At 64.1% G+C, this 14776-nt stretch carries 10 protein-coding genes; 3 read left to right on the top strand and 7 right to left on the bottom strand.

Translation table 11 applies throughout. The features are described from left to right. Positions 1 to 121 precede the first annotated feature (121 nt). The 7 genes from XH91_RS33380 to XH91_RS33350 form a co-directional block, all read right to left on the bottom strand. Complete coding sequence (locus tag XH91_RS33380; protein WP_128954550.1) at positions 122 to 1111, bottom strand: ABC transporter ATP-binding protein; 990 nt, start codon at positions 1109 to 1111, stop codon at positions 122 to 124. Continuing rightward, complete coding sequence (locus XH91_RS33375; RefSeq protein WP_128954549.1) at positions 1108 to 2115, bottom strand: ABC transporter ATP-binding protein; 1008 nt, start codon at positions 2113 to 2115, stop codon at positions 1108 to 1110. The genes XH91_RS33380 and XH91_RS33375 overlap by 4 nt, the downstream gene beginning before the upstream one ends. Further along, the gene (locus tag XH91_RS33370) at positions 2115 to 3008 is read right to left on the bottom strand and encodes an ABC transporter permease (RefSeq protein ID WP_128954548.1); all 894 of its coding nucleotides are present in this window, start codon (positions 3006 to 3008) and stop codon (positions 2115 to 2117) included. Before XH91_RS33370 ends, XH91_RS33375 begins: the two co-directional genes overlap by 1 nt. Before the next feature lie 9 nt (positions 3009 to 3017). Continuing rightward, on the bottom strand, positions 3018 to 3965 hold the full coding sequence (locus tag XH91_RS33365; RefSeq protein ID WP_128954547.1) for an ABC transporter permease: 948 nt from the start codon (positions 3963 to 3965) through the stop codon (positions 3018 to 3020). 40 nt (positions 3966 to 4005) lie between these two features. After that, positions 4006 to 5604, bottom strand: coding sequence for an ABC transporter substrate-binding protein (locus XH91_RS33360; protein ID WP_128954546.1), 1599 nt, complete (start codon positions 5602 to 5604; stop codon positions 4006 to 4008). A 250-nt stretch (positions 5605 to 5854) separates the two neighbouring features. Further along, positions 5855 to 7405 (bottom strand): AMP-binding protein, encoded by a 1551-nt coding sequence (locus XH91_RS33355; RefSeq protein ID WP_128954545.1) that lies wholly within the window; start codon positions 7403 to 7405, stop codon positions 5855 to 5857. Between the two features lie 18 nt (positions 7406 to 7423). Then, on the bottom strand, positions 7424 to 8578 hold the full coding sequence (locus XH91_RS33350; protein WP_128954544.1) for an iron-containing alcohol dehydrogenase: 1155 nt from the start codon (positions 8576 to 8578) through the stop codon (positions 7424 to 7426). A 308-nt stretch (positions 8579 to 8886) separates the two neighbouring features. On the opposite strand from XH91_RS33350, the gene XH91_RS33345 reads away from it, so the two are divergent. The 3 genes from XH91_RS33345 (at position 8887) to XH91_RS33335 (ending at position 14756) form a co-directional block, all read left to right on the top strand. Beyond that, entirely contained in the window at positions 8887 to 10116 is a 1230-nt protein-coding gene (locus XH91_RS33345) for an efflux RND transporter periplasmic adaptor subunit (RefSeq protein WP_164933553.1), read from the top strand. Then, on the top strand, positions 10113 to 13277 hold the full coding sequence (locus XH91_RS33340) for an efflux RND transporter permease subunit (protein WP_128954542.1): 3165 nt from the start codon (positions 10113 to 10115) through the stop codon (positions 13275 to 13277). Before XH91_RS33345 ends, XH91_RS33340 begins: the two co-directional genes overlap by 4 nt. Before the next feature lie 288 nt (positions 13278 to 13565). Continuing rightward, positions 13566 to 14756 carry an ABC transporter substrate-binding protein gene (locus tag XH91_RS33335; protein ID WP_128954541.1) on the top strand — a complete coding sequence of 397 codons (1191 nt, stop codon included), beginning with the start codon at positions 13566 to 13568 and terminating at the stop codon, positions 14754 to 14756. Positions 14757 to 14776: the final 20 nt, after the last annotated feature.

Genomic DNA, 14776 nt, shown 5'->3' with positions numbered 1-14776 from the left:
CTGCAGATGCGCGAAGCGCACCTGCTCGGCGTAACCCACCACGTCTGCCGTTGCGGGAAATTAAAGAGGTGGGTTACGCCGAGCGGTTTGCGCTTCGCGCAATCCGCGGGGCTAACCCACCCTACGGCAGCTGTGCTGGCCGTCCTGTCCCCTCATTCAACAAGCACGCGACCTGATGCCCGTCACCCATCAACACCGGACGCTCCGTCTTGCAACGCTCCATCGCAAACCGGCAGCGGGTGTGAAACGCGCAGCCGGGCGGTGGATTGACGGGGCTAGGCACGTCGCCGTCCACCAGCGGCGCGAGCTTCTTCGCCAGCGGATTGGCTGATGGCACCGAGGCGAGCAGCGCCTGTGTATAGGGATGCCGCGGATTCCGGAACAGCTCGTCCTTGTCGGCGATCTCGACGATCCGGCCGAGATACATCACCGCGACGCGGTGGCTGATATGGGCGACCACGGCGAGGTCATGAGCGATGAAGAGATAGGAGAAGCCGTGCTGCTTCTGCAGGTCGATCAGCAGATTGATCACCTGCGCCTGGATCGAGACATCGAGCGCCGACACCGGCTCGTCGCAGACGATCAGGCGCGGCTCCAGTGCCAGCGCGCGCGCAATGCAGATGCGCTGGCGCTGGCCGCCGGAGAATTGATGCGGAAAATTGCGCATCTGGTCGGGCCGCAAGCCCACCTGCTCGAACAGCTTCGCAACGCGCGCCTCCAGCGCCTGGCCGGTTGCGAGCCCGTGGACGGCAATCGGCTCGCCGACGATATCGCCCGCGGTCATGCGTGGGTTGAGCGAGGCGAACGGATCCTGGAACACGATCTGCATCGCGCGGCGATGCGGCCGCAGTGCCGTTTTGGAGAGATGCGTGATGTCTTCGCCGTCGAGGCGGATCTGGCCTGACGTCGGCTCGACCAGCCGCAGCACGCTGCGCGCCACCGTGGACTTGCCGCAGCCGGATTCGCCGACGAGGCCGAGCGTCTCGCCGGCATCAAGGGAGAACGAGACGCCGTCGACCGAATGCACGGTGCCGACCTGCCGGCGCAGCACGCCGGCGCGCACCGGATAATGCTTCTTGAGGTCGGTGACTTCGAGCAGCGCCTTGGTCATGCCACCTCCGCCACGTCAGCCGCGCGCCAGCAGGCGGCGAGATGGCCGCCGCCCCAATCGGTCAGCGGCGGATATTCGGCTTCGCAGCGTTTCACCGCGAGCTTGCAGCGCGGCGCGAACGCGCAGCCTTTCGGCAGCCGCACCAGCGAGGGGACGGTACCGGGAATTTCGTTCAACCGCTCCTGCGCCGCGACGCCGGGCGCCGGCACGGCGGGAATCGAGGCCATCAGCCCCCGCGTATAGGGATGCTTTGGCGCAGCAAACAGCGACTCGACACTGGCTTCCTCGACCTTCCGTCCCGCATACATCACGATCACCCGCTGCGCGGTCTGCGCGACGACGCCGAGATCGTGCGTGATCAGCACGAGCCCGGTGCCGAGCTCCTTCTGGAGATCGAGGATCAGGGCCAGGATTTGCGCCTGGATGGTGACGTCGAGCGCGGTGGTCGGCTCGTCCGCGATCAGCAGCGCCGGCCGGCACGCCAGCGCCATCGCGATCATCGCGCGCTGGCGCATGCCGCCGGAGAGCTGGTGCGGATATTCGCGCGCACGCCGCGCCGGCTCGGGGATGCGCACCAGCCGCAGCATCTCGACCGCGATATCATTGGCTTCCCTGGTCGACAAATTCCTGTGCAGCCGCACCGCCTCGACGATCTGGTCGCCGATCCGGATGACGGGATTGAGCGACGTCATCGGCTCCTGGAAGATCATGGAGATGCGATTGCCGCGGATCTTGCGCATCTCGGCTTCGCTCAGCGCCAGCAGGTCGGTGCCTTCGAGCGCGACGGAGCCGCCGACGATGCGGCCCGGCGGATCGGGCACCAGCCGCATCAAGGACAATGCGGTGACGCTCTTGCCGCATCCGGATTCGCCGACGATGGCGAGCGTCTCGCCCCGCTTCACCGTGAAGGAGACGTCGTCGACAGCCTTGAACAGTCCGGAATTGGTGAAGAACACCGTCTTCAGGTTCTTCACCTCGAGCACGAGATCGGAGGTGTCAGCCATCAGCCGCGCTGCCGGGGATCGAGGATATCGCGCAGGGCGTCACCGAACAAATTGGCGCCGAACACGGCGAGGCTGATGGCGATGCCCGGGAAGATCACCAGCCACGGCGCAGTGCGGACATATTCGGCAGCGGATTCGGAGAGCATGCGGCCCCAGGACGGATAAGGCTCGGGGATGCCGAGGCCAAGGAAAGACAGGGAAGCTTCAGTGAGGATGGTCGAGCCGAGCTGGGCGGTGGCGAGCACGATCAGCGGCGCCAGCGTGTTCGGCAGCACGTGGCGCAGCGCGATCCGGACCTCGCTCATGCCGATCGATTTCGCGGCCTCCACGAACGGTTGCTCGCGCAGCGCCAGCGTGTTGGCACGCGTGACGCGCGAGACGGTCGGAACCAACGGAATGGCGATCGCGAGAATGACGTTCGGAAGCGACGGGCCAAGCGCGGCCGTCATGATCAGCGCCAGCACCAGTAGCGGCAGCGCCTGCAAGACGTCGGAGACGCGCTGGAACACGAGATCGACCCAGCCCGAGAGATAGCCGGACGTCAGCCCGACGATCACGCCGATCGTGCCGCCCAGCGCGGTCGAGCCGATGCCGACGGCGAGCGAAATCCGCGCGCCATGGATGATGCGGCTGAAGACGTCGCGGCCGAACGAATCCGTCCCCATCCAGTGCGCCCAGCTCGGGCGCGCCAGCGCGTGCGCGGCATCGACGCTCAGGGGATCGTAGCGCGCGATGAAATCGGCGAAGACGGCTGTCAGCACGAACACCGTCATGATGGTCAATCCAGCCGCGCCCAGCACGTGCCGCTGCGCCAGGAACAGCACGCGCCGCCATCCGCCGGTCGCATGCGCGCCCGCCCGCCTCAGTTCAACGTCAAAGTCGATCGCGGCCAAGCTGATCTCCTAATCCGTGTACCGGATGCGCGGGTCGAACACCGCGTAGAGCATGTCGACGATGAAATTCGCGAATACGACGACGACCGCGATGAACATCACGAGGTTCTGCACGATCGGATAGTCGCGCCAGCGGATCGCCTCGACCAGGAAACGGGCGACGCCGGGAATGTTGAACACGGTCTCGGTGACAATGAGGCCACCGATCAGGAACGCCGCCTCGATGCCGATCACGGTGATGACGGGCAGGATCGCGTTCTTCAGCGCATGGTGATAGTTCACAGCGGCGTCGGATGCGCCCTTGGCGCGGGCCGTGCGGATATAGTCCTGCCGCAGCACCTCCAGCATCGAGGACCGCGTGATGCGCATGGTCAGCGCCGAGCTGCGGAAGCCGACCACCATTGCCGGGATGCAATAGGTCGCGAAGGCTTCGCCAAAACTCTGAGGATTGGGATTGAAGATCGGCATCTGCCCAAACATGGCGACAGACGCGGTCAGAACCAGCAGACCGAGCCAGAACGAGGGCAGCGACAATCCGCTCAGGCTCATTACGCGCAAGGCGTAGTCGATCCGCGAGCCCTGCTTGACCGCGCTGATGACGCCGAGCGGAATCCCGATCGACGCCGAAAACAGCAGCGCCAGGCCTGCGAGCCGGGCCGTGATCGGGATTCGCGGCAGGATCTCCTGCAGCGCCGGCTTTTCCGAGACATAGGAGTAGCCGAGATCGCCGTGCAGCAGGCCGCCGATCCAGTGCAGATACTGCACCACCAGCGGCTGGTCGATGCCCAGCTGCTTCTCGAGGTCGACCTTGTCGGCGGGATCGACATAGCCGGCCGCGGCGAACAGGATGTCGACGATGTTGCCGGGCACGATGCGCAACAGGAAGAAGATGACGATCGAGATCCCGAACAGGGTCACGAGCATCAGGAACAGGCGCCGCACCAGATAGGCAAACATCCCGTGCCCTCCGCGAGCCGCTAATCTTCAGCCTGCCGCGCTATTTGTCGAGCCACACGTCCTCGTAGCGAAAGCCGTTATAGGAGCTGTTCGACATGATCGTGATCCCCTTGACGTAGGGCTGCCAGCAGGTGCCGGCTCGCGCGTGGAAGATGATCGGACGGGCGACGTCCTCCTGCAGCTTCTTGTCGATGTCCCAGACCAGTTGCTTGCGCTTGTTCGTGTCGATCTCCTGCGACTGCACGTCGAACAGCTTCTCGATCTCCTTGTTGCAGTAGTTGGTGTAGTTGCGCTCCGAGCCGCAGGAATAGTTCTCGTAGAAGGACTGGTCCGGATCGTCGACGGAATTGCCGGTCAAATTGAGGCCGAGCATGTAGTCCTTGCGCGCGACCTTCGGGAACCAGTTGGCGGTCTCCACGACGTCGAGTTCGCCGTCGATGTAGATGCTCTTGAGCTGGTCGATCAGGATCACCGCGGGGTCGCGATATTCCGCGAGATTGCGCGTCGAAATCTTCACGGCCAGATGCTTGTCGGGGCCGTAACCCGCCTTCTGCATCAGCTTCTTCGCTTCCTCGCGGTTTGCATTCACGTCCGGACCGTAACCCGGAATGGTCTGGAGCTTGTCCTTGGGCATGCCCCAGATGCCTTGCGGCGGCGGCAGCATGGTGCCGCCGATGTCGGCCTGGCCCTCGAACAGGATATCGACGAAGGCCTTCCGATCCAGGGCCAGCGACATCGCACGGCGGATATCGATGTTGTCGAACGGCGGCGAGCTCGAATTGACGATGATGTTGGTCGAGACGTTGGTCGGTTCGACGACGCAGACCGCGTTCGGCGCTTGCGACTTGATGTCCTTCAGCAGCGGAATGGTGATATGCGTCGGAAACGTCATGTCGAACTTCCCGGCGACGAAGGCGAGAATCGCAGTCGAGCGATTCGGGATGATGGTGTATTCGATGCCGTCGAGATAGGGCAGGCCCTTCTTCCAATAGTCCGGATTCCGCGTCAGCTTGATCGATTCATTGGCCTTGAACTCGACGAATTTGTACGGCCCGGTCCCGATCGGATGGGTGCGCATGTCCGCCGGAGAGACGTGGCAGGGGTAGATCGGCGTATAGCCGGAAGCGAGCATCGCCAGCAGCGAGGGCTGCGGCCGCTTCAGGTTGAAGGAGATCTCGAAGTCGCCGTTGGGCGTGACGTCGTCGACCTCGCTGTACCAGGCCTTGCGCGGATTCTGCCGAAGCTTCTGCTGCGACTTGCCCATCAGGAGATCGAATGTGCATTTGACGTCGGCCGACGTGAACGGCTTGCCGTCATGCCATTTGACGCCCTGGCGGAGCTTGAACGTCAGTTTCTTGTTGTCACCGCTCCACGACCAGCTCTCGGCCAGTTCGGGCCTGAGTGTATCAGGACTGTTCTGCGCGATGTGCTGATCGTAGATGACGAGATTGTTGAACACGCCCATGAAGGGCACGTTGACCGAATAGGTCGCGCCCTCGAGGATCGACGCATTCGCCGGGCTGTCGCGGTGATACATCCGCAGGATTCCGCCCTGTTTGGGCTCACCCGCGATTGTATTGGTCGAAAACGCCAGCAAAGACAACGCCGCTGCCGCGGCGAGCGCCCACACGCTCCGCATCCTCGGTCCTCCCTGGACATTGGTCTCTTAGGCCGTTTTGGCCTGTTTGACCGGACGATAGCCGAGCCGTGTGGAGGGAGGCAACGGGCAAGCGCTCGCACGGTCTCGGTAATTCGGATGACGAAAAGCCGCGGGGCGATTCTCTCACAATGTGAGAGTGCAGGTGCGAACGCACGGTTCCCGTACCGATGGTGCGCGTTGCGATCTCCACAAACTCCGCCGTCGTCCCGGACAAGCGAAAGGCTCGCCCTCACACAATCCTTGACGTCTTGTTCCCCCAGTACCGATCTCTCAGCAGCCGTTTGTACAATTTCCCCGTCGGCAGCCGCGGCAATTCCTTCTCGAAATCCACCGAGCGCGGCACCTTCTGCCGCGACAGCGATTTTGCGCAGAAGGCGATCAGCTCTTCGGCGAGCGCGTCGCCGGGCATCACGCCCGGCATCGGCTGCACCACGGCTTTTACCTCCTCGCCGAGATCGGCATTGGGCACGCCGAACACCGCGGCATCCGCGACCTTCGGATGGGTGATCAGCAAATTCTCGCATTCCTGCGGATAGATGTTCACCCCGCCGGAGATGATCATGAAGGTGGCGCGATCGGTGAGGTAGAGGAAGCGGTCGGCGTCGACATAGCCGACATCGCCGACCGTGCTCATGCTGCCGTCGGCCGAGCGCGCCTCTTTCGTCTTCTCGGGATCGTTGAAATATTCGAACGGCGATCCCGTCTTGAACCAGACCTGGCCGGGCGTGCCGGTCGGGCACGGTTGCATGTTCTCGTCGAGAATGTGGAGGTCGCCGAGTAACACCTTCCCCACCGTGCCGCGATGCGCGAGCCATTCCTCGCTGTTGCAAGCGGTAAAGCCGAGGCCTTCGGTGGCGCCGTAATATTCGTGGATGATCGGGCCCCACCATTTGATGATGTCGTCCTTCACCAATGCGGGGCAGGGGGCTGCGGCGTGGATCGCGATCTCGAGCGACGACAAATCGTAGCGCTTGCGCACCTCTTCCGGCAGCTTCAGCATCCGCGAGAACATCGTCGGCACCAGCTGGGTGTGGGTGATGCCCCATTGTTGTACCAGTTGGAGGTAACGCTCGGGATCGAAGTGCTCCATGATGATCGCGGTGCCGCCCATGCGGATCGTGAGATTCACGGCGGCCTGCGGCGCGGAGTGGTAGAGCGGCGCCGGCGACAGATAGACCATGCCCTCGCGGTAGTGCCAGAGCTTGGTGAGGAAATCGAACAGCGGCAGATTGTACTTGGGCGGCTCTTCCGGCAGCGGCCGCAGGATTCCTTTCGGCCGTCCCGTCGTGCCCGACGAATAGAGCATCGCCGTCCCGAGCCACTCGTCCGCGATCGGCGTCTTCGGCAGGTCAACGGTGACGTCGGCAAGTCCTACGATGCGATCGCTCTCGCCGGGGCCGTCGGCGACGATGCAGAGCTTGATGTCGGGGCAGCCCTGGATCGCCTCGCGGGCGATGTCGAGCTTCGCCACCGACGTGATCAGGATCTTCGATTGGCTGTTGACGAGGAGATAAGCAAGCTCGCCCGCCGTCAGGAAGGAGTTGATGCAGGTGTAGTACAGCCCGGACCGCTCGCCCGCGCCGCAGGCCTCGAGATATCTGGAGTTGTTCTCCATGAAGATCGAGTAGTGATCGAGCCGCCTCAGGCCATGCTTGCGAAACAGGTGCGCCAGCCGATTGCTTCGCGCGTCCAGCTCGCGATAGGTGACCGTCTCGCCGGTTGTCGCCATGATGAAGGCGGGTTGCAGCGGGCGCAGGCGGGCATGCAGACCTGGGTACATCAGTCCTCCGGCTTTAGATCATGCGGCGAGATCGAGGATTTCGCGTATCTGCGCAGGATCCTCGATCTTGCGCGGATTGCGCGGGATCCAGTTGGTGCGCATCGCCTGGTCGGCGATGGCGTCGAAATGCTCCGGCGAGACGCGGACATCGGCAAGGCGACGCGGCATGCCGAGCGAGCGGATGAAGGCATCGAGCACGTCGGCGGCGTTGTGGCCGGGAAAACCCATCGCAGCCGCGACGATCATCTGGCGCTCGGCATTGGCGCTCGCATTCCATCGCATCACCGCCGGCAGCATGACGCAGGAGGTGTGCCCGTGCGGCACGTTGAAGGCCGCGCCCAGCACATAGCCGATGCCGTGGCTCGCGCCCATCGGCACGCCGGCCGCAAGCGCACCCATCGACAGCCAGGTGCCGATCTGCGCGTCCATCCGCGCGTCGAGATCGCTCGGGTCGGCCTTCACACGCGGCAGCGCGTCGGCGAGCATGGCGAGGCCCTTCACCGACTGCGCGTCGGCATAGGGGTGCGTCTCGTGCGAGCAGATCGCCTCGACGCAATGATCGATGGCGCGGATGCCGGTCGAAAGAAACAGCCACTCCGGCGTGTGCACGGTGATCGCAGGATCGAGAATGGTCGCACGCGGCACCGTCAGCGGATGGCGCAGCATCTGCTTCACATGCGTGCTGCGGTCGGTGACGCCGGCGATCGATGAAAACTCGCCGCCGGCAATCGTGGTCGGTACGCTGATCTGCCGCACGGTCGGCGTGGTCATCTCGGGCGCGACGCCCTTGTGCACGCGGATGCGGTCGATGCCCGCGATATCGTCGATGCCATTGGCCAGGCAGAGCTGCACCGCCTTGGCGCCGTCGGTGATCGAGCCGCCGCCCACGGTGACGATGAGGTCGGCGCCGGCCTCGCGCGCGGCATTGGTGGCTGCGATCACCGCCTCGCGCGGCGTGTGCGCCGGCATCGCATCGAACAGCCCGGCGCAGCGCGGACCCAGCGCTTGCACGATCTCGGCGATTTCGTTGGTCTGGCGGTTCAGCGTCCCCGAGACCATCAGGAAGGCGCGGCGGGTTCCCAGCCGGTCCATCTGCGCGACGATGGCCTCCGCCGCCGGATGGCCGAACACGACCTCTTCGATCGCGCCGTAAACGACACGTCCCTGGTACACGTCTGTCCTCCTCGGACAATTCGTCTTGTTTTTGTGAGGGCCAATCTAGCCGAGCCGGCAGCGCCCGTCATGTGCGAAGACGCCGGCCTCCTTTTCCCTCTGCTGGACGAGGGGACCGCGTCTCCGCATCGTCCGGGCATGACGACTTTCCGGAAGCACGCCCTGTCAACCCGTCATCAGGCTAGGACATCCAGTCGAGCATTGTGCGTGGCGTAGTCTTGAAGATTTCATCATCGCCACCCATCTTGTGGCGCCCGTGGGTAGAGGACTACCCTGCATTTTCCGCGGCTTTCATGCGAGGACCTGGGATGAGTGGACCGGACGGAAGCGAGCAATTTGTCAAAACGCACGAATTCGTTCAGGCCCGGCCTCACGCGCTAGCCGCTCTCGTTGCAGCGGCCTTCACGCTCATCGCTTGCGGGCAACCGACCTCTCAAGCGGCGGCGCCACCGCCACCGCCGGTGACCGTCGCCCAGCCGGTCAAGCGCACCGTCACTGATTGGGACGAGTTCACCGGCCGCTTCGAGGCGGTCGAGGAGGTGCAGGTGCGCCCGCGTGTCGGCGGCTTCGTCAACTCGGTCGAGTTCCAGGACGGTGCCATCGTGCATCAGGGCGATTTGCTTTATGTCATCGACCCGCGTCCGTTCGAGGCGGTGGCCGAGCAGGCCGACGGCCAGCTCTCCGACGCCCGCGCCAAGGTGGAGCTTGCCAAGCGCGAGCTCGATCGCGGCCTGAACCTGGTGCAGACCAGCGCGGTCTCCGAGCAGGTCGTCGACCAGCGCCGCCAGGCCTTGCAGGCCGCGCACGCCGCCGAGACCCAGGCCGAGGGTGCACTGAAAGCCGCCCAGCTCAATATCGAATTCACCCATGTCACCGCGCCGCTCACCGGCCGCGTCAGCCGCCATCTGGTCAGCCCCGGCAACCTCGTGCAGGGCAGCGACACCGGCACCTCGACGCTGCTGACCTCGATCGTCTCGCTCGACCCGATCTACATCTATTTCGACATGGATGAGACCACCTTCATCAAATACAGCAAGCTGTGGTTCGAGGGCAAACGCCCAAGCTCGCGCGACACCGCGAACCCCGTGCAGGTGACGCTCGCAGGCGAGACCAAGCCGTCGCATGACGGCTCGATCAACTTCCTCGACAACCGTCTCGATGTCTCCACCGGCACGCTGCGCAGCCGCGCCGTGGTCAAGAACACCGATCTGTCGATCCTGCCCGGCCAGTTCGGCCGGGTCCGCCTGATCGGCAGCGCGCCCTATGAAGCGCTGCTGATTCCCGACGTCGCAGTCGCGACCGACCAGTCGCGCAAGATCGTCTTCGTGGTGAAGCCCGACGATACCGTGGAAGCGCGCCCTGTCGTGCTCGGGCCGCTCGATGACGGCCTGCGCGTCATCCGCGAAGGGCTGAACGCGGATGACCGCGTCATTGTCAATGGCATCCAGCGCGCCCGAGTCGGCGCCAAGGTCGCCCCATCGCCTGCTCAAGCACCGGCAGGTGGCAAGACCGGTGCGAAGGCTGGTGACAAATCATGAATCTTGGCCGCCTGTCCATCAACCAGCCGATCCTGGCGATGGTGCTGTCGATCGTGCTCCTGATCGTCGGTACGCTCGCTTATTCGACGCTGCCGATCTCCGAATATCCGCAAGTGGTGCCGCCGACCGTCGTCGTCACCACCCAATATCCCGGCGCTTCGGCGCAAACCGTGTCCGACACCGTCGCCGCTCCGATCGAGCAGCAGATCAACGGCGTCGAGGACATGCTGTATCTCTACAGCCAGGCCACCTCGAACGGACAACTGACGATCACGGTCACCTTCAAGCTCGGCACGGACCTCGACAAGGCCCAGGTGCTGGTGCAGAACCGCGTCGCGATCGCGCAGCCGCAGCTCCCGGACGAGGTGCAGCGCAACGGCGTCGTCACCCGCAAGAACTCGCCCGACATCCTGATGGTCGTGTTCATGCTGTCGCCGGACGACACGTTCGACCAGCTCTACATCTCCAATTACGCGCTGCTCCAGGTCCGCGACCAGCTGCTGCGCATCGACGGCGTCGGCGACATCCAGATTTTTGGCGCGCGCGACTATTCGATGCGACTCTGGCTCGACCCTGATCGTATCGCCAATCTCGGCCTGACCTCGACCGAGGTGCTGGCCGCGATCCGCGCCCAGAACGTGCAGATCGCCGGCGGCCAGATCGCGGAGCCGCCGATTGCCGACCGCGCCTTCCAGCCAAACCTCGTCTTCACCGGGCGACTGAAGGATCAGAAGCAGTTCGAGGACATCCTGATCAAGGCCGGCTCCGATGGCCGCACGGTACGCTTGCGCGACGTTGCCCGCATCGAGCTCGGTGCGCTCGCTTATTCGACCAACAGCTTCCTGCTGCGCAAATCCGCGGTCGCGATGCTGGTGACGCAGCGGCCGGGATCGAATGCGCTAGCGACCGCCAAGAACATCTCCGACACCATGGCGAAGCTCAAGCAGAGCTTCCCGAAGGGTCTAGACTTCAACATCGGCTATAATCCGACCGAGTTCATCGCGCAGTCCGTCCACGAGCTGATCAAGACCATCTATGAGGCCATGTTGCTCGTGGTCGTCGTCGTGCTGGTGTTCCTGCAGGGCTGGCGGCCGGCGATCATCCCGATCATCGCGATTCCGGTGTCGCTGGTCGGCACCTTCGCGGTGATGGCGGCGCTCGGCTTCTCCATCAACAATCTGACGCTGTTCGGACTTGTGCTTGCGGTCGGCATCGTGGTCGACGACGCCATCGTCGTGGTCGAGAATGTCGAGCGGCATCTCGAGCATGGCCTCAGCCGGCGCGACGCCGCGTTGAAGACGATGGAGGAGGTCGGCGGCGCGTTGGTCTCGATTGCGCTGGTGCTGTGCGCGGTGTTCGTGCCGACGGCGTTTCTGGGCGGCATATCCGGTCAGTTCTTCCAGCAGTTCGCAGTGACCATCGCAGTTGCGACCGCGATCTCCTGCTTCTGCTCGCTGACGCTGTCGCCGGCGCTGGCCTCGCAGATCCTCACTCCGCATGAGGAGAAGCGGCCGCCTGCCGCCTGGAATCTGCTCGCGCGCGGGTGGAACGCCTTCACGAGCACCTTCAATCGTGTCTTCGATCGGCTATCGCATGGCTACGCTGGTCTCGCCAATTTCGTGATCCGGCACTCGGTGGTGATGCTGCTGATTTATGTCGTGCTGATCGGCAGCGCTGGCTGGTTGATCGGGACGACGTCGCAGGGCTTCATCCCCGCGCAGGATCGGGGCTACGTCATCGTCTCGGTGCAGTTGCCGGGGGCGGCATCGCTGGCGCGAACCACCGAGATCGTGCGGGAGATCGAGCGGATCTCGCTGGACACGCCAGGCATCATCCGCGTGGCGGCCTTCGCCGGGTTCTCGGGCGCGACACGAACGCAGGCCGGCAATGCTGCCGCGCTGTTCCCTGTGTTCGACGAGCCCGAGGTGCGGCTGAAGAAGGGCCTGACGGCCAATGTCATCACGGCCGAGCTGCGCAAGCGCCTCGCCGCGATCCAGGGTGCCTTCATCATCGTGATTCCGCCGCCCGCCGTGCCCGGCATCGGCACCGGCGGCGGCTTCGCCATCCGCATCCAGGACCGGCAGGGCCGTGGACCGGAGCTGCTGGCATCGGCGACCGAGGAGCTCGTCGCCGCCGCGCGCAAATCGCCCGCACTCCTCGCCCCCACGGTGTTCTCGCCGTTCTCGGCCAATACGCCGCAGCTGTTCGTCGACATCGACCGCACCAAGGCGCAGAAGCTCGGCGTACCCATCTCGAACATCAACGACACGATCCAGACCTATTTCGGATCGACCTATGTCAACGACTTCAACCTGTTCGGCCGCACCTACCACGTCACCGCGCAGGCTGATTTCCCGTTCCGGAAAGAGCCCGCCGACCTCGCGCGCCTGCGCACGCGCAATGCCTCGGGCGACATGGTGATGCTCGGCAGCGTGGTCGACTTCAAGGACGTCTCGGGGCCCGACCGCGTCGCGCGCTACAATCTCTACGCGGCGTCCGAATTGCAGGGCGAGCCTGCACCGGGCACGAGCTCGACGACCGCGCTCAACGCCATCAAGAAGCTCGCCGACGAGACTTTGCCGAGCGGCTTCACCTTCGAATGGACCGACCTGTCCTATCAGCAGATCAACGGCGGCAATGCCGGCCTCTACGTATTCCCGATCTGCGTGCTGTTCGTCTATCTCGTGCTCGCGGCGCAATATGGCAGTTGGACGCTGCCCTTCGCAGTCATCCTGATCGTGCCGATGTGCCTGCTCGCGGCCACCATCGGCGTGCGCATCATGGGCCAGGACGTCAATATCCTCACCCAGATCGGCTTCGTCGTGCTGGTCGGGTTGGCGGCCAAGAACGCGATCCTGATCGTCGAGTTCGCGCGCGACATCGAGAAGGAAGGCAAGCCGCGGCTGGAGGCCGTGATCGAGGCCTGCCGATTGCGCCTGCGGCCGATCCTGATGACATCCTTCGCCTTCATCCTCGGCGTGCTGCCGCTGGTGATCTCGTCCGGCTCAGGTTCCGAGATGCGTCAAGCCGTCGGCGTCGCCGTGTTCTTCGGCATGATCGGCGTCACGCTGTTCGGCCTGCTGTTCACCCCGATCTTCTATGTGGTGGTGCGGAACCTGGCCGAGGGGCGGAACGAGAAGGGGGCGGGGGTGGCGGGCTGATTGCTGTGGTCATCTCTGTTTCCATGCCCTCGGTGTCATCCCCGCATAGGCGGGGATCCATAACCCCAGGGAGGAGTGTGGGGCGACACCGTTAACTCCGAGTCTTCGCAAAACCTCTCCCTGTGGTTATGGGTCCCAGGCTCGCGCTACGCGCGCCCCGGGACGACAACGGAGAATGTCGCACGCATCTTCGATACTTAACCACCAACACGAAATGAATGGGCACGCGCGCTGTTCTTCACTACTATCCGCGCGATTTCAAAACAGAACACTGCCGGGAGATAACGAATGAAATCAGGACTTTTGGCCGCTGTCGCAGCGTCCGCCCTGTTGCTGGCGGCGCCAGCCTTCGCGCAAGGCGTCAAGATCGGCATCCTCAACGATCAGTCCGGTGTCTATGCCGATTACGGCGGCAAGTACTCGGTCGAAGCGGCCAAGATGGCGATCGAGGATTTTGGCGGCGAGGTGCTCGGCCAGAAGATCGAGATGGTCACCGCCGATCACCAGAACAAGCCTGATCTCGCCACCTCCATCGCGCGTCGCTGGTATGACGCCGAGAACGTCGACATGATCACCGAGCTGACGACGTCGTCGGTCGCGCTTGCCGTGCAGGAGCTGTCGAAGGAAAAGAAGAAGATCGACATTGTGGTCGGCGCCGCGACGTCGGCCATCACGGGCGCGTCGTGTGTGCCCTACGGATTCCACTGGGCGTTCGACACTCACGCGCTCGCGGTCGGCACCGGCGGTGCGCTGACCAAGGCCGGTGGCGACACCTGGTTCTTCCTCACCGCCGACTACGCCTTCGGCTACGCGCTGGAAAAGGACACCAGCGAGATCGTCACGGCCAGTGGTGGCAAGGTGTTGGGCTCGGTCCGCGTGCCCCTCAACTCGTCCGACTTCTCCTCCTTCCTGCTGCAGGCGCAGAGCTCGAAAGCGAAGATCGTCGGTCTTGCCAACGCCGGCCAGGACACCACGAACTCGATCAAACAGGCGGCCGAATTCGGCATCGTGCAGGGTGGCCAGAAGCTCGCGGGCCTCTTGATGACGCTCGCCGAAGTCAACGGTCTGGGCTTGCAGGCGGCGCAGGGCCTGGTCCTGACCGAAGGCTTCTATTGGGATCACGACGATGCTTCGCGGGCCTTCTCCGAGCGCTTCTTCAAGCGCACCGGCCGAATGCCGAGCATGATCCATGCCGGCACCTATTCGGCGACGCTGAGCTATCTGAAGGCGGTGAAGGCCGCCGGCACCAAGGACACTGACGCGGTCGCCAAGAAGCTGAAGGAGCTGCCGGTCGACGACGCTTTCGCCAAGGGCAAGGTGCTCGCGAACGGCCGCATGGTCCACGACATGTATCTGTTCGAGGTCAAGAAGCCCTCGGAATCGAAGAAGCCGTGGGACTATTACAAGCAGCTCGCCGTCGTCCCCGGCGACCAGGCCTTTGCGACGGCCAAGGACAGCGGCTGTCCGCTGACGAAGTAGGTGCTCTGTCGTCCTGGCGA

It is taken from the genome of Bradyrhizobium guangzhouense (assembly GCF_004114955.1).
In the GTDB taxonomy this organism is placed as follows: domain Bacteria; phylum Pseudomonadota; class Alphaproteobacteria; order Rhizobiales; family Xanthobacteraceae; genus Bradyrhizobium; species Bradyrhizobium guangzhouense.
The sequence above is the reverse complement of the archived record's forward strand: the minus strand, read 5'-3'. Positions and strand labels throughout refer to the sequence as shown.